This is a genomic window from Streptomyces sp. XD-27 (assembly GCF_030553055.1).
Classification (GTDB): domain Bacteria; phylum Actinomycetota; class Actinomycetes; order Streptomycetales; family Streptomycetaceae; genus Streptomyces.
Genome location: NZ_CP130713.1, coordinates 2,881,111 through 2,897,041 on the forward strand (window position 1 = coordinate 2,881,111; position 15,931 = coordinate 2,897,041).

Annotated in this window: 12 protein-coding genes and 1 riboswitch; of the genes, 4 read left to right on the forward strand and 8 right to left on the reverse strand. The window is 73.4% G+C overall.

Annotated elements, in window-relative coordinates; all coding sequences use genetic code 11:
- Positions 1 to 8 precede the first annotated feature (8 nt).
- Entirely contained in the window at positions 9 to 743 is a 735-nt protein-coding gene (locus Q3Y56_RS12130; RefSeq protein ID WP_304461955.1) for a hypothetical protein, read from the forward strand.
- 3 nt (positions 744 to 746) lie between these two features.
- Here Q3Y56_RS12130 and Q3Y56_RS12135 read toward each other — a convergent pair whose 3' ends face one another.
- Together Q3Y56_RS12135 and Q3Y56_RS12140 are read right to left on the reverse strand one after the other, a co-directional pair.
- Positions 747 to 1,505 carry a hypothetical protein gene (locus Q3Y56_RS12135; RefSeq protein ID WP_304461956.1) on the reverse strand — a complete coding sequence of 253 codons (759 nt, stop codon included), beginning with the start codon at positions 1,503 to 1,505 and terminating at the stop codon, positions 747 to 749.
- Positions 1,506 to 2,021: 516 nt separating this feature from the next.
- Positions 2,022 to 3,257, reverse strand: coding sequence for an ROK family protein (locus Q3Y56_RS12140; RefSeq protein ID WP_304461957.1), 1,236 nt, complete (start codon positions 3,255 to 3,257; stop codon positions 2,022 to 2,024).
- Positions 3,258 to 3,313: 56 nt separating this feature from the next.
- Between Q3Y56_RS12140 and Q3Y56_RS12145 the strand changes: the two genes are divergently transcribed.
- Positions 3,314 to 4,405: a Gfo/Idh/MocA family oxidoreductase gene (locus tag Q3Y56_RS12145; RefSeq protein WP_304461958.1), complete on the forward strand. Its 1,092-nt coding sequence runs from the start codon at positions 3,314 to 3,316 to the stop codon at positions 4,403 to 4,405.
- A 531-nt stretch (positions 4,406 to 4,936) separates the two neighbouring features.
- Here Q3Y56_RS12145 and Q3Y56_RS12150 read toward each other — a convergent pair.
- Together Q3Y56_RS12150 and Q3Y56_RS12155 are read right to left on the reverse strand one after the other, a co-directional pair.
- Positions 4,937 to 5,794: a fumarylacetoacetate hydrolase family protein gene (locus tag Q3Y56_RS12150; protein WP_304461959.1), complete on the reverse strand. Its 858-nt coding sequence runs from the start codon at positions 5,792 to 5,794 to the stop codon at positions 4,937 to 4,939.
- 205 nt (positions 5,795 to 5,999) lie between these two features.
- Positions 6,000 to 6,185: riboswitch (TPP riboswitch) on the forward strand.
- A gap of 94 nt (positions 6,186 to 6,279) precedes the next feature.
- Entirely contained in the window at positions 6,280 to 7,713 is a 1,434-nt protein-coding gene (locus Q3Y56_RS12155) for a DUF445 domain-containing protein (protein ID WP_304461960.1), read from the reverse strand.
- A gap of 279 nt (positions 7,714 to 7,992) precedes the next feature.
- Between Q3Y56_RS12155 and Q3Y56_RS12160 the strand changes: the two genes are divergently transcribed.
- On the forward strand, positions 7,993 to 9,300 hold the full coding sequence (locus Q3Y56_RS12160) for an SGNH/GDSL hydrolase family protein (RefSeq protein WP_304461961.1): 1,308 nt from the start codon (positions 7,993 to 7,995) through the stop codon (positions 9,298 to 9,300).
- A gap of 137 nt (positions 9,301 to 9,437) precedes the next feature.
- Here the strand turns inward: Q3Y56_RS12160 and Q3Y56_RS12165 are convergent, their stop codons facing one another.
- The 4 genes from Q3Y56_RS12165 to Q3Y56_RS12180 all read right to left on the reverse strand — a co-directional run bounded on the left by Q3Y56_RS12165 (position 9,438) and on the right by Q3Y56_RS12180 (position 12,772).
- Positions 9,438 to 10,094 (reverse strand): DUF1707 domain-containing protein, encoded by a 657-nt coding sequence (locus Q3Y56_RS12165; protein ID WP_304461962.1) that lies wholly within the window; start codon positions 10,092 to 10,094, stop codon positions 9,438 to 9,440.
- Positions 10,095 to 10,104: 10 nt separating this feature from the next.
- Entirely contained in the window at positions 10,105 to 11,067 is a 963-nt protein-coding gene (locus tag Q3Y56_RS12170; RefSeq protein ID WP_304465569.1) for an ATP-binding cassette domain-containing protein, read from the reverse strand.
- 39 nt (positions 11,068 to 11,106) lie between these two features.
- Complete coding sequence (locus tag Q3Y56_RS12175) at positions 11,107 to 11,871, reverse strand: ABC transporter permease (RefSeq protein ID WP_304465570.1); 765 nt, start codon at positions 11,869 to 11,871, stop codon at positions 11,107 to 11,109.
- Between the two features lie 100 nt (positions 11,872 to 11,971).
- Positions 11,972 to 12,772 (reverse strand): ABC-2 family transporter protein, encoded by an 801-nt coding sequence (locus Q3Y56_RS12180; protein ID WP_304461963.1) that lies wholly within the window; start codon positions 12,770 to 12,772, stop codon positions 11,972 to 11,974.
- A gap of 661 nt (positions 12,773 to 13,433) precedes the next feature.
- Between Q3Y56_RS12180 and Q3Y56_RS12185 the strand changes: the two genes are divergently transcribed.
- Positions 13,434 to 15,830: a transglycosylase domain-containing protein gene (locus tag Q3Y56_RS12185; RefSeq protein ID WP_304461964.1), complete on the forward strand. Its 2,397-nt coding sequence runs from the start codon at positions 13,434 to 13,436 to the stop codon at positions 15,828 to 15,830.
- Positions 15,831 to 15,931: the final 101 nt, after the last annotated feature.

Sequence of the window (15,931 nt, forward strand, 5' to 3'; positions counted from 1 at the left end):
TCGTCGCCATGAACCGCACCGCGAACCACACCACGACCCACACCGCACGCATCGCCCTGGTCGGGGACCGCTCGGACGCCGTCCGATCCCATGCCCGCGTCCCCGGCCTGCTCGACGCGCTGCGCGTGCGCGACGGGCTGGATCTGGATGCCTACTGGATCCCCACCGAGGACGCCGACCAGGGCATGGACGGCTTCGACGCGGTCTGGGTCCTGCCCGGCAGCCCCTACCGCAGCGAGGCCGGCGTCCTGGCGGCGATCCGCGCGGCCCGCGAAGGCGGCATCCCCTTCCTGGGCACCTGCGGCGGCTTCCAGCACGCGCTGCTGGAGTACGCCCGCAACGTCTGCGGCATGACGCGCGCCGGCCACGCCGAGAACGACCCGGAAACCGCCGGTGAGGACGCCGTGGTCGTTCCGCTGGCCTGCTCCCTGGTCGGCCACGAAGGCACCGTCAAGGTCGCCCCCGGCTCCCGCGCCGCCCACCTGCTCGGCGCCGACCGTACGCAGGCGCGCTACCACTGCGCCTACGGCCCCAATCCCCACCACCTCGACGTCCTGCGCGACCATGGCCTGGCCTTCACCGGTACCGACGAGTCCGGCGACATCCGCATCGCCGAACTCCCCGCCCACCCCTTCTTCCTGGCCACCCTCTTCCAGCCGGAGCTGGACGGCGACGGCACTCGGGCCCACCCGCTGATCACCGGGCTGGCCGCGGCCGCCGTCGACCACGCCCGCGCCCGATGAACGTCAACGGCGGAGGCGGCGGGCGGCTGTGACCAGGGCGGTTCCGGCCAGGAGGCAGGCCGCGCTGAGCGCCGCCAGCGGCAGCAGGGCGTCTCGACCCCTGCGGTCCGGGCGGCCGGTGTCGGCGAGGGCGGGTGGGCTGCCGGCGAGCGGGTCGCCGCCGGGGGTGGCGGCGGGCGGTCGCGGGTCGGTGGGGGCCTCGGGCACCTTGTCCTTGGCGGCTCCGGTGCCGGCGTCCGCGTCCGCGCTCTCGCTCTCCTCGCCCCGCTCCTTCCTCTGTTCCGTTCCCGGGCCCTCGGTGACGCCGAAGGTGTAGTCGCGGGACTGGCCCACCCAGTCCCCGTCGTCGCCGCGGCGCTGCACCGTGGTGACGTTGGCGGTGACCTCGCCGATCGGGGCGGTCCGGGTGAACCGGGACCGCAGCGTCACGGTGACCGTCCGCCCCGGCGGTACGGCGAAGCCCGGGAAGCCGTCGCCCTCGAAGACCCCCACGTTCTCGTCCTCGTCGGTGCTCTCGAACCGTACGGCGCGCCATCGGCTCGCCTCGACGTCGTAGAACTCGAAGCTGATGTGCTCAGGACGCAGCGCACGGTGCTCGTCGGCCAGCACGACGACGGGATGGATGGCGCGGCACGCGGCGCGGGTGGTGTTGCGCAGCTCCAGGTGCCAGGCGCGCCAGTAGCCGCCGCGCGGGAACTCGGCCGGTCCGTCCCGCAGCTCCGCGCGCAGCGGGAACTCCGTACCGTCGCGGTCCCCGCACACGGGGCGGCAGCCGAGCCGCGGTCGGGGGACGCCGGCGGAGGCGCGGGGGTGGGCCCAGGGGCTGGGACCGGGGCTGGGACTGAGGCCGTGGCGACGGCGGGTACGGGGGCGGCGGGGACGGGGGCGTGGGTGGCGGCTTGTGCGTGGGCCGCCGCCGGGGACGGGGCGAACGGTGACGACGGGAGAGACGCGAGCGCGGCCGCGGCCGCGGCGGCACAGACGGCGGGGGCGCTGGGCAGACGCATGACGAACCTTTGCTGCCGTGCTTTCCGGGCTGACTGCGTTCTTCCCCGCCCGGACGGGGAAGCCCTGGCGTCGTCCGTCGATGCCCTCCGACTGGCGGTCAGGATCCCCCTCGATCAGCCCAGTTTCCGGGGGGCTGGCCCCGGTTTCCGGGGGCCAGCCCCGATTCCGGGGCGGGGACCGGCTGGTTTCTGAGCGGGGACCCGCCCGGTTCCAGGCCCGGAGTCGCCCGGTTCCAGGCCTCAGGGCCCGGCCGGTTCCCTCCCTCGCGGTCTACGCGGTCTTCCCCGCCCCGGCCTGTCCGGCGGGCATCCGGCGGGCGAACAGCGGCGCCAGCACCAGCTGCGCCGCGCCCTCCGCGACCGCGCGCCCGCCCCGACCGGCCACCGCCACCGGTACCGCCGCGCCGCCGCGCCGCGCCGCCTCCTCGTGCAGGGCCTCGCGAACCCCGTGCAGATATGGTCCGGGGTCGGCCAGTACGGTCCGGCCGCCCAGCAGGACGCGGTCGATGTCGAGCAGCCGTACGAGGTTGGCGGCGCCGACGCCGAGCAGCCGCGCCGCCCGCGCGGTGTCGCCGCCCGCGGCCGCCGCCAGGCAGAGCGCCTCGATACAGCCCCGGTTGCCGCAGCCGCAGCGCGGCCCGTCCAGCTGGATCACCTGGTGGCCGAACTCCCCCGCGTCGGTGCGCGCGCCCCGGTACACCGCACCGCCCAGCACCAGCCCGGCGCCGAGGCCCGTCCCGAGATGCAGATACGCGAACGACTCGGCGGCGCCGGGTACGTCGGCCGCGCGCAGGGCGAGGCCGAGCGCGGCGGCGTTGGTGTCCTTGTCGAGGACGACAGGGAGGCCGAGCCGTTCGGCGAGCGCGTCGCGCAACGGGTAGCCGTCCCAGCCGGGGAAGCCGGTGACGCGGCGCAGGACGCCGGAGACGTGGTCGAGCGGGCCGGGAGCGGCGACCCCGACCCCGAGCACGGCGCCGGGCGTACCACCCCCCGCGCCTCTTACTTCCCGGGTGCCCCCCGTGTCCCCTGCTTCCCCCGCCTCCCTGGCGTCCCCTGCGTTCCCCACACCCCCCGCCAGCAGCGCCGCGACCTCCGCCACCGCCGTGTCCAGGACCGCCTCCGCGCCGGCGCCCAGGTCGAGCGGGGTCTCGCGGACGACCAGCGGCTCGCCGGTGAGGTCGGTCCGTACCGCCGTCAGCCGGTCGCGGTCGAGATGGAGGCCCACGGCGCCGCGCGCCCCGCGCACCAGCCGCAGGACCGTGCGCGGCTTGCCGCCGGTGGAGGGGCGGTGGCCGGCCTCGGCGACCAGGCCGTCCGCCCGCAGCCGCGCCGTGATCTTGCTGACGGCCTGCGGGGTGAGGCCGGTGTGCTCGGCGAGCTCCAGTCTGCTCGCCCCCTCCTCGCCCGCGTCGCGGAGCAGGCCGAGGACGAGCGCGGCGTTGTGGCCGCGCAGAACCGTCAGATTGGCGCCGAGGTCGCCGCTGTCACCGCCGTGAAGTTGCCGCACGCCTCCATTGTCCCCGCCGCTTGCGCTTAAGCAACGCTGTTGCCAAAGTGGAGTCCATGGATGGCATCCCTGGCACCCCCCTCCGCCCCGGCACGCCCCTCCGCGTCGGGCTCATCGGCTACGGTCTCGCGGGCTCCGTCTTCCACGCCCCGCTGATCGCGGCCACCGACGGTCTCGTCCTCGACACCGTGGTGACCGGCGACCCCGAGCGGCAGCGACAGGCCCTCGACGAGCACCCGGACGTGCGGTGCGCGGCGTCGTCCGACGCGTTGTGGGATCGGGCCGAGGACCTCGACCTGGTCGTCATCGCCTCCCCCAACCGCACCCACGTCCCCCTCGCCCGTACCGCCCTGGAGGCGGGGCTGCCGGTCGTCGTGGACAAACCGCTGGCCGCGACGGCGGCCGAGGCGGAAGGGCTGGCCGCGCTCGCCGACGACCGCGGGCTGCTGCTGAGCGCCTTCCAGAACCGCCGCTGGGACAACGACTTCCGTACCGTCCGGCGGCTCCTCGCCGACGGCGCCCTGGGCGACGTCCACCGGTTCGAGTCGCGGTTCGAGCGCTGGCGGCCCGTACTCAAGGGCGGCTGGCGGGAGTCCGGCGACCCGGCCGAGGTCGGCGGGCTCCTCTACGACCTCGGCAGCCACCTCGTCGACCAGGCGCTCACCCTGTTCGGCCCGGCGGCTTCCGTCTACGCCGAGGTCGACGTGCGCCGACGGGGCGCCGCGGCCGACGACGACACGTTCATCGCGCTCACACACGCCGGCGGCGTCCGCAGCCACCTGTGGATGAGCGCCACCGCCGCGCAGCTCGGGCCGCGCTTCCGGGTGCTGGGCAGCGAGGCGGCGTACGTGAAGTACGGCCTCGACCCGCAGGAGGCGGCGCTCCGGGCGGGCGCGCGGCCCGGCGGCGACCGCCCGTGGGGCGTGGAGCCGGAGTCCGCGTGGGGCCGCGTGGGCTCCGGGGACGCGGGCGAGCCGGTGGCGACGCTGCCCGGGGACTACCCGGCGTACTACGCAGCCGTCGCCGCCGCGCTGCGCGAGGGCGGCGAACCGCCGGTTACGGCCGCGGAGGCCGCCGCCGCGCTGCGGGTCCTGGAGGCGGCCCGCGCCTCCGCCACGACGGGCCGCACGATCCACCTCGCCCCCTGACCCGGGCCCGGCCCGGCTCCGGCCGCCCGAGGCCGGGGCCCATGGCGTCGGGCCTGGCTCGACCCCGGCCGCCCGAGGCCGGTCCCGTCCCCTGACCACGGCCGCCCGGCCAGGGCCCGGCCCCGGTTCCCCGGCCCGCCCGGCCCCCGCGGGACGGAGGTCCGGCTGCGCCCCTCCAGCAGCCGGGCCTCCACGCCCCTCCCCGCGTACGGCCCGGCGCCCCGCCCTCGACGAGACCGCCCCGCCGAGCCCCCGGCACGGCGGAACCGTCCCCACTGCGCGCACCAGGCCGGGCCCGGCCCGCCACGGGGTGTCCCGTGGGTCTCTCCCCTTCCCCGCCCCTTCCCGTAACCAGGGGGCTCCGCCCCTGGACCCCGGGGCGGACCCCAAGCGGCGGAGCCGCGTCTCGGCGCGGTGTCGCGTGCAGGGGGCTCCGCCCCTGGCCACGGGGTCTGGGGCGGAGCCCCCACGCCACGGAGCCGCAGAGTCAGACACCGCAGGGAAGGGGCCAGGCATGGGCGAAGGGCGCTACTACGCCGGCTTCAGCTCCTGGCGCTGGCGGCCCAGGCCGTCGACCTCCAGTTCCACCACGTCGCCGGCCCGCAGATACGGCTTGGGGTCCGGGTGGCCCATCGCCACCCCCGCCGGGGTGCCCGTGTTGATCACGTCCCCCGGGTACAGCGTCATGAACTGGCTGACGTACCGCACCACCTGGGCCACCGGGAAGATCTGATCGGCCGTCGTACCGTCCTGCCGGAGCTCGCCGTTCACCCACAGCCGCAGCCCCAGCGCCTGCGGGTCCGGGACCTCGTCCGCCGTCACCAGCCACGGGCCGAGCGGGTTGAACGTCTCGCAGTTCTTGCCCTTGTCCCACTGCCCGCCGCGCTCGAGCTGGAACGCCCGCTCCGACACGTCGTGCGCGACCGCGTATCCGGCCACCGCCGCGAGCGCCGCCTCGTCCGAGGCCAGATAGCGCGCCGTGGAGCCGATGACGACCGCCAGCTCCACCTCCCAGTCGGTCCGCTCGCTGCCGCGCGGCACCAGCACCGTGTCGTTCGGGCCGACGACCGTGTCCGGGGCCTTCATGAACAGGATCGGCTCCCGCGGGATCGCGGAACCGGTCTCGGCCGCGTGGTCGTGGTAGTTCAGCCCGATGCACACGATCTTGCCGATACGGGCCACCGGCGGGCCGATCCGCAGCCCTGTCGGGTCCTGTTCCGGCAGGTCACCGGCCTCGGCCGCGGCCCGGATCCGGGCGAGCGCGGCCTCGTCGGCGAGGAGTGCGCCGTCGATGTCCTGGACCAGCCCCGAAAGATCGCGCAGGCTCCCCGACGAGTCCAGCAGCGCCGGGCGCTCCGCCCCCGCCGGTCCGACACGCAGCAGCTTCATCTGACCCAACTCCCGTGGTCGTGGACAACGGTCCAGGGGGACGGCTCCCAGACGTCAAGTTGTTCGATCCTCCAAGAATGAGGTCCACTCCACAAGACCTCGTTCACATACTGGACCGTCACTTGCCGGGCCGCCGTCGCGAAATTTCCTTGACAATTTGGACTAGGCAGACAAAGCAATCGGAGTTACTCTTTTAGTAAGCCTGTGGGGCGAGCGAGGGAGCTTGACCAGGAGATGGCGTTGTGAGGTCTCGTACCTCGGTGACGACCGTCATCGAATGATCAGGCTGAGAGGCCAAAAGGCCGGAAGACCGAAAGGTCGGAAGACCGGATGGCGACCTCCACTACCTGATCCGGACAATGCCGGCGAAGGAAGCCCACCTCGCAGGCGCTGACGTACCCGCGAGGTACCCGAAGCCCAGGTCGATGACCTGGGCTTCTCCGTACGCCCCGCCCCGCCCCGGCGGCCCCGGCCCGTACCGTGGCTCACGCCCCCAGCCCGTGCGCCACCGCGTAGATGCACAGACCCGCCAGCGCGCCGACGACCGTGCCGTTGACCCGGATGAACTGCAGGTCCCGCCCGATGTGGGCCTCGATCTTCCGCGAGGTGTGCTCCGCGTCCCAGCCCTCGACCGTCTCGGTGATCAGCGAGGTGATCTCGTCGCGGTAGGTGGTGACCACATAGACCGCCGCGTCCTCCAGCCAGCCGTCGACCTTGGCCCGCAGCCGCTCGTCCGTCGACATCCGGGCGCCCAGCGACAGGATCGAGGCGCGGACCCGCAGCCTGAGCTCGCTGCGCTCGTCCTCCGCGGCCGCCACGATCATGCTCCGTACGGCGCCCCAGGCCGAGGCGATCAGGTCCTGCACCTCGCCGCGGCCCAGTAGTTCCGACTTGAGCCGCTCCACCCGGGCCCGGGTGTCGGGGTCGGTGCGCAGATCGTCGGCGAAGTCGGCGAGGAAGCGGTCGACCGCACCGCGTGCCGGATGGTCGGGCATGTCCCGTATCTCGGTGACGAAGCGCAGCAGCTCCTTGTAGACGCGCTCGCCGACCTTGCGGTCCACGAACCGCGGCGTCCACCCCGGGGCGCCGCCCGTCACGGCGTCCATCACCGAGTCGCTGTGCAGTACCAGCCAGTCATGGGCCCGTACGCACACCAGGTCCACGACCCGGTGGTGGCCGCCGTCCGCGACGATCTTGTCCAGCATGGTGCCCAGGCCCGGCGCCACCTCCTGCGCGTCCGCGCGGCGGGTGACGGCCTCGCCGACCACGGCCTGGACGTCGGAGTCGCGCAGCACGGTCAGCGCGCCGCGCAGCGCGGTCGCGAGTTCCGCCGTGACCCGGTCCGCGTGCGCGGGCTCGGCGAGCCAGCCGCCCAGCCGGGCGCCGATGCCGACCGCGCGCAGCCGCCGCCGGATCACCTCACCGGACAGGAAGTTCTCGCCGACGAACTCGCCGAGGGCGCCGCCGAACTGGTCCTTCTTCGTCGGGATGATCGCGGTGTGCGGAATGGGCAGGCCCATCGGCCGCCGGAACAGGGCGGTCACGGCGAACCAGTCCGCCAGCGCGCCGACCATCCCGGCCTCGGCGGCGGCCGCCACATAGCCCGCCCAGCCCCCGGCGCCGGCGTTGTCAGCCCAGGTGGCCGCCGCGAACACCAGGGCCACGGCGAGGAGCAGCCCGGTCGCGAAGGCCTTCATGCGGCGCACCCCGCGCCGCCGCTCCTCGTCCGCGGGGCTGTCGGCCGCGAGCCCGCCACCAGGGAGCCCGCCACCGCCACCGGAGACCCCGCCGCCACCGCCCGCGAGCCCGCCACCCGGTCCCGCGAGCCCGCCGCCCGGGAAGCCGCCGTCGGCGGCCGCGTCGCGGGCACCCAGGGGATCCCGCCGCCCAGGGGCCCCATCCGTATTCGTCGGTTCCATCCGCTCCACCCGGTCGCGCCGTCCCCTTCTGCATTGTCCCCACCTGCCCTACTCCCGGAGCGCCGGCGGGGTTCCCGCGTCGTACCGGTCGTGTCACAGGCCCGGCGGCACACCGGCCCCTGCGGCGTCCCGTCACCCCGCTCATGGGATCATGGAGGGCCGATCGGACGGCACCGGCGCCGCCGAACGTGTGTGAGTCCGAACCGCACGTGTCCCGTCCCTCGCGGAGCCCTCGGCCCCGCCTGCCCCAGGAGTCACCCGCACATGAGCGTGCCCCCGATGCCCAGACGCACGGCGTTCGCCGTGCTCGCTGCGCTGACGGCCGTGGTGGTCCTCGTCTCGGTCGCGATATTCCTCTGCGTGGACCGCGGAGCCGACGACGTCGACACCCCCGCGCACCCGGCCCGCGGCTCGGCCGCCCCGGCCTCCGCGGGCACCTGGGTGGGCACCTGGAGCACCTCCGCGGCCGCGGCCGAACCCCGCACCTACGACGGTCTCGCGGACTGGTCGATACGGAACGTCGTGCGCACCAGCATCGGCGGCACCAGCGTCCGCATCCACCTGTCGAACCTGTACAGCGCCCGCCCGCTGACGGTCACCCACGCCTCGGTGGCCCTCGCCGCCGCGCCCAGCAACCCGAGCGCGGCGGTCGGCACCATGCGCCGCCTCACGTTCGGCGAGCGCACCTCGGTGACCATCCCGGCGGGCCAGTCCGTCGTCAGCGACCCGGCGCGGCTGACCGTGCCCGCCGCCGCCGACCTGCTGGTCACCACGTACTCCCCCACCCCCTCCGGTCTGGTCACCTACCACCCGCACGCCCGTCAGACCTCCTACCTGGCCCACGGCGACCACACCGAGGACAGCGACGGGGTGGCCTACACCCAGCAGAGCCCGTACTGGCGGTACGTCACCGCCGTGGACGTGTGGAGCAAGGAGGCCCAGGGCGCGGTCGCCGTCCTCGGCGACTCCATCACCGACGGCATCACCTCCACCGCGGGCGCGAACCGCCGCTGGACGGACTACCTCGCGGGCCGGCTCCGCGACGAGCCCGACGCCCCCCGCTACGGCGTGCTCAACCAGGGCATCAGCGGCAACCGGGTACTCACCGACGGCACCCGGTTCCCGCCCAACAACCCCAGCGGGCTGTCCCGGTTCGAGCGCGACGTCCTGGGGCGTACGGGGGTGAAGGCCGTCGTCATCGAGCTGGGCGTCAACGACATCCTGCGCAACCCGCACGAGACCGACGCCGAGCAGATCACGGCCGGGCTGCGGCGGCTGACCCAGCTGGCCCACCAGCGCGGACTGCGCGTCATCGGCGCCACCTTGACCCCGTTCCACGGCCACCGCGGCTTCACGCCCGCGCTGAACGCCGTACGGGAGCGGGTGAACCAGCAGATAAGGGCCGGGAAGGTCTTCGACGCCGTGGTGGACTTCGACGCGGCGCTGCGCGACCCGGCCGCCCCGCAGCGGCTGCGTCCGGCGTACGACTCCGGCGACCACCTGCACCCGAGCGACGCCGGCTACCGGGCGATGGCGCAGGCACTGGACCTGAAGCAGCTCAAGGGCACGGCCTCCGCCGCGCTTTAGGCCCGTGGCCGAGGCCCGTGGGCAAGGCCCCCGAGGCCCCCGAGGCCGCTGGGCGAAGCCCGCCGAGCCCCTGGGCGAAGCCCCCGAGACCCTGGGCGAGGCCCCTGGTGAACCGCGCTCACACGGGGTGAAGGCGCTCACAGCTCCTTGCGCTGCTGCGCCTTCTCCTCCCTGCGCCGCGCCTTGAGCGCCTTGCGCTCCCCCTTCCGCAGCTTGCGCTGGATCCCCACGCCGCCGCACAGCGCGAGCCCGGTGACCGTCACGCGCGGCGCGCCGGGCTGTCCTTCGCCGACCGCCCGGTGGTCGAACCCGCCTGCCACGCCGACCCCGGTGACGTACACCTCGACCTCCGGTGGCACCGTCACCTGGATCCCGCCCATGACGGCGACGCAGCGGATGACCACGTCGCGGTCCTCGAACCGGGCCTCCCGCAGATCGATCTCACCGCCGCCCATGAAGGCGACGGCGGTGAAGCGCCGCGGCACCACCCAGTGGCCCTTGCGCTCGAATCCGCCGAGCGCGGCGACACCGGTCCTGGAGGTGGGGCGGTGGCCGATCCGGGCGGCCCAGAACGGGTCGGTCCGGGGCTCGGGGACCACGGCCCGGCCGGGCGCGGGGAGGTCCCGTACCAGCGGCGCCAACTCGCCATGCGTACGGGCCCGGTACGCGGCGTCCAACCGTTCCTCGAACTCCTCCATGGTCAGCCGGCCCTCGGCGACGGCGTCCCGCAGGGCGTCGGCGACCCGCTCGCGCTCGGCATCGGAGGCCCGCAGGTCGGGGAGGTCGTCGCTCATGGCCGTCAGCCTAGCGAGCTTCCGCGTACATCTTGGCGATCACGTCCTCGATGTCCGGCTCGCGGAGCGAGAGGTCGACCAGCGGATAGCCGTCGGCCACCGCGGCCACAACGGGCGCCGCGCTGGCGGTGGCCGGGAACGCCAGCCACTGCCGGGGCCCCTCGACCTTCACCGTCCGCGCGCCGGGCACGTCGATGGGCGGCAGCTCGCGCTCCAGGTCCACCACCAGCGTCCGTTCGCTCTCCCCCACCGCGTGCAGCCCCTCCAGCCCGCCGTCGTAGACCAGCCGCCCGTGGTCGATGACCATCACCCGCCGGCACAGCTGCTCGATGTCGGTCAGGTCGTGGGTGGTGAGCAGGACGGTGGTGCCCAGCTCGGCGTTCACCTCGCGCAGGAACACCCGCACCTTCGCCTTGCTGACCACGTCCAGCCCGATGGTGGGCTCGTCCAGGTACAACACCTCGGGGTCGTGCAGCAGGGCGGCGGCGATGTCGCCGCGCATCCGCTGCCCCAGCGAGAGCTGACGCACCGGCACCGCGAGCAGCTCGCCCAGGTCCAGCAGCTCCACGCACCGGTCGAGGTTCTCCCGGAACCGCGCCTCCGGGACCCGGTACATCCGCCGCACCAGCGCGTAGGAGTCGCGCAGCGGCAGGTCCCACCACAGGGTCGTCCGCTGGCCGAAGACCACGCCGATACGGCGCGCGAGCCGGGCGCGGTCCCGTGCCGGGTCGACCCCGGCCACCCGCAGCCGCCCGCCGCTGGGCACCAGAATGCCCGTCAGCATCTTGATGGTGGTGGACTTCCCGGCGCCGTTCGGGCCGATGTAGCCGACCATCTCGCCGCGCGGTACCCGGAAGCTGATGCCGTCCACGGCCCGCACCTCGCGCCGCTCCCGGCGCACCAGGCCCGCCCGGCGCCGTACCGTGAAGACCTTCTCGACCCCGTCGAGTTCGATGAATCCGGCCTCGTCCACGCATCCCGCCTCGTCCACGCCCACCCTCGTCACTCCCTTTCAGCTTCCCGTGCTCCGGTACGTGCGCAGCCCCGCCCGCCACGCCAGCCCGGCCGGCGCGCAACAGGCGACCGCGACCAGCGGCGCGGCGAGGCCGGTCCAGCCCGGGAGCCCGATCGGGTTCGGGCGGTCCAGGATGTACAGCGCGGGCAGCCAGTTGACGAAGGCCAGCGGGACGAGGAAGGTGACCGCCCGCACCAGTTCGCGGGTGAAGACGGTGGGCGGGTACTGGAGCAGGGTGGTCCCGCCGTACGTGAACGAGTTCTGCACCTCGCAGGCGTCGTTGGCCCAGAACTGGAAGGCCGCGCCCGCCACGAAAACCGCCCCGAAGATGGCGGCGCCGCTGAGCACCATCACGGGCAGGAGCAGCAGCCGGTCCCAGGTCCACTCGGCGTCGAGCCGGGGCAGTGACCAGCCGAGCAGCACCAGCCCCTGGATGATCCGCCCCACTCTGCGCAGCGCGAAGCGGTCGGCCGCGACCTGCGCCAGGATCGGCACGGGCCGTACCAGCAGGACGTCCATCGTGCCGTCCCGCACCCGGCGTCCGACCCGGTCCATGCTGCCCAGCGCCAGGTCGGTGAGGCCGAACGCGGTGCTGCTGGTGCCGTAGAGGAAGGTCACTTCGGCCAGCCCGAATCCGCCCAGGCTCTCCACATGGGAGAACATCAAGGCGATCGCCGCGAAGTCGAGCGCGGTGATGGCGATGTTCCCCAACGTCGTGATCACGAAGGAGGTGCGGTACGTCATCGTGGAGCGCACCCACATCCCCACGATCAGGACGTATCCGCGAACACCTTCGTACAGCCGGGAACCCCGGTACGGCCGGGACCCCTCATACGACCGGGGACCTTCGCACGGACGGGAATCAGCCACCTTGGACCACCACCTTCCGGGTCGCCACGGCCTGGAGCGCGCGACCGGCGGCCAGCAGTGCCAGCGCCCAGCCGGCCTGGAAGGCGAACGCCCCCGCCAGGGCCGGGCCGTGGCGTTCGCCCAGCAGCACATCGGCGGGGACCTGGAGGATCGCGGCCCACGGGAGCGCCTCGGCCACCGTGCCGAGCGGTCCGGGGAAGACGTTGAGCGGCAGCGCCATGCCCGAGAAGAACACCGACAGCACCGTGCTGACCAGGTTGAGCCCGGCCCCGTCGAGCAGCCAGAAGGCGCTGAGGGCGACCAGGTAGCGCAGCGCGAAGCTGACCAGGAGGCCGAGCGCCACCGCGCACAGGAAGGACAGCCAGGTCAGCGGCGAGGCGGGCAGGGCGAGTTCGAAGCACAGCGCGCCGAACGCCATCGGCAGCAGACCCCGCCCCAGCAGATGGAAGGCCGCGCGGCCCAGATCCCCGGCCAGCCACCACAGTTGGAGGTCGACGGGCCGGTAGAGGTCGACGGCGATGTCACCGGTCCGGATACGCTCCTGCATCTCCTCCTGGAAGCTGCCGCCCATCAGCGCGGCGGCGGTCAGCAGCGACTGCCCGAGCCAGACGAAGGTCAGCGCCTGATCCCGGTCGTAGCCGCCGAGATGGGGCCGCTGGTCCCACAGCGCGATATAGGTGTAGGCGATGATGAGACCGAAGACGGTGTTGGTGAACACGCCTGCCGCGGTGGCCACCCGGTAGGTCGCGTAACGTCTGAAGCCGCTCACCGCGACGGCCGCGTACAGCCGCATCCGACGGCCCCTCCCTGCTTCCGAACACCGAAGCTCGGGAGCTTATGCGGCGGGCGGAACAGGAGCCAGGGGATTTTCACTCGATAGTGTGAGGAAAATCATCCGTCCAGCCGGTTACAGAGCTGTCACGGGTGCGCGCCACGGCCTCGGCCCGGAACGGATGATGCGACAGTGTTTTATGGGGCGTACCACGCGAATCGCCCGCCACGCCACCATCCCGCCGCGGCGCAACCTTTGACGGCGGACGAGGAGTCTCAGGAGACATGAGCGACGAGCCCCAAAAGCAGGAACCCCCACAGCCGAAGGACGGAAGCAAGACCGCTTCCGCTTCCGCATCCGGCTCCGATTCCGGTTCCACATCCGGTTCCGCTTCCGGCAAGGGTTCCCGCTCCGGTCCCACCTGGGCCCCCCGGGACGACGACAAGGCGGACGGCGCGGCCGCGGGCGGCGAGGAGGACGCGCCCGCCGAGGACCAGCCCGCCAAGCCCGCCACGCCCCCCACGCTCGCGAAGCAGGGCAAGCCGGCCGCGTCCGTCAAGAAGGACCAGCCGGCCAAGTCGGCCACGGGGGCCGGCCGGCCAAGGGGGACAAGGACCCCGACGCCACGGCCGCCCTCCCGGCGGCCGCCACCAGCAGCGGCACGGGCACCGGCCCGGCCGTCGTGGTCCCGGTCCCGGTCGACGCGGCGGACCCGGCCGCCAAGGCCCCCGACGCGGGCGCCAAGGCCCCGGACGCCAAGATCCCGGATGCCAAGATCCCGGACGCCCCGGAGCCGGCGGCGTCCTCGGCGGCGGACGCCAAGGACGCGGGCAAGGCCAAGAAGACCAAGAAGAAGCGGCCGAAGCGCAAGGGCTGGCGCCGGCTGTTCCCGACCTGGCGCATGGTGCTGGGCGGCTTCCTGCTGCTCGTGCTGCTCGTCATGGGCGCCCTGGTCACCGGGTACATGCTCGTCGACATTCCCCCGGCCAACGCGGCGGCCACCGCGCAGAGCAACGTCTACCTGTACTCCGACGGCACCGTGCTGGCCCGCGACGGCAAGGTCAACCGGGAGAAGGTCCAGCTCAGCCAGGTGCCCAAGAACGCCCAGCACGCGGTGCTGGCCGCCGAGGACCGGGACTTCTACTCCGAGTCGGCGATCAACCCGATGGCGATGATCCGGGCCGGCTGGAACACCGCCACCGGCAAGGGCAAGCAGTCCGGCTCCACCATCACCCAGCAGTACGTGAAGAACTACTACCTGGACCAGGAGCAGACGGTCACCCGCAAGGCGAAGGAGTTCTTCATCGCGATCAAGCTGGATCGCGAGGTGAGCAAGGACGACATCCTCGAGGGCTACCTGAACACCAGCTACTTCGGCCGCAACGCCTACGGCATCCAGGCCGCGGCCCAGGCGTACTACAGCAAGGACATCGACGAGATCAGCACCGCCCAGGCGGCGTATCTGGCGACCCTGCTCAACGCCCCCAGCCTCTACGACGTCGTGGCCTACCCGGAGAACAAGGACAAGGCCGTCGCCCGCTGGAACTACGTGCTCGACGGCATGGTGGAGGAAGGCTGGCTGGAGAAGGCCGAGCGGGAGAAGATGACCTTCCCCGCGCCCGGCAAGATCAAGCCGCAGTCGGCCATGTCGGGGCAGCGCGGCTATCTCGTCGAGGCCGTGAAGAACTACCTCATCAGCAACGACATCATCGACGAGCAGACGCTGCGGCGCGGCGGCTACCGGATCACCACCACGATCGACCGGAAGAAGCAGGACGCCTTCGTCGACGCGGTCCAGGACCGGCTGATGAGCAAGCTCAGCAAGGACCGCAAGGTCGACAAGTACGTGCGGGCCGGCGGCGCCTCCATCGACCCGAAGACGGGCAAGGTCGTCGCGCTCTACGGTGGCATCGACTACACCAAGCAGTACGTGAACAACGCCACGCGGCGCGACTACCAGGTCGGCTCCACGTTCAAGCCTCTGGTGTTCACCTCGGCCGTGGAGAACGGCTCCACCACCCAGAGTGGCCAGACGATCACCCCGAACACGGTCTACGACGGCACCACCAAGCGGCCGGTCACCGGCTGGAGCGGCGGCCCGTACGCACCGGAGAACGAGGACGGCCACAACTACGGCCCGATCACGGTCACGCAGGCCACCGACAAGTCCGTCAACTCCGTCTACGCCCAGATGGCCGTGGACGTCGGCCCGGCCAAGGTCAAGGACACCGCCGTCGCGCTCGGCATCCCGCAGGACACCCCGGACCTGAGCCCCTACCCCTCCATCGCGCTCGGTCCCGCGACCGCGAGCGTGCTGGACATGACCGAGGCGTACGCGACGCTCGCCAACCACGGCAAGCACGGCAAGTACACCCTCGTCACGAAGATCACCAAGGACGGCGAGCAGGTCGATCTGCCGGGGCAGGGCGAGGTGAAGCAGGCGGTGCCGCGCGCCGCCGCCGACACCACCACCTCGATCCTGCAGAGCGTGGTCGAGTCCCCCGGCGGCACCGGGTTCGCCGCCCGGGAGGCCGGGCGGCCGGCGGCGGGCAAGACGGGCACCGCGGAGGAGGACAAGGCCGCCTGGTTCGCGGGCTACACCCCCGACCTGGCCACCGTGGTCGCGGTGATGGGCCAGGACTCCAACACGGGTGTGCAGCAGCCGCTGTACGGCGCCACCGGGCTGCCCCGGATCAACGGCGGCGGCTACCCGGCCGAGATCTGGGCCGCGTACACCGCCGACGCGTTGAAGGGGAAGCCGGCGAAGGAGTTCGACCTGGAGCTGGAGGAGGGCGCACAGACCCCGTCGGTGCCGCCGGCCGGAACCCAGCCGCCGGCCAACACGCCCCCGCCGGCCACCGGGGTGCCGCCGACGACGGCCCCGCCGACCACGCCCCCGACCATCCCGCCGACCGTCGTACCGCCGACCGTGCCCCCGACCGAGCCGACCTTCACCCCGCCGCCGGACTTCCCGGCGGGCGGCGGGGTGGGCGGTGACCCCGGCGGCGGCTTCGACGGCGGCACGAACGGCGACCCCGGCGACCCGGGCGGCGGCTTCGACGGCGGCACGACGGGCTAGCGCCAGGCGGGCCATTGGTCCGGGGCCCGCCCCTTGGACCAATGGCCCGACACCGCTGAACGACCCGACGACGCTCACCGGCCCGACGTCACTCGATGGCC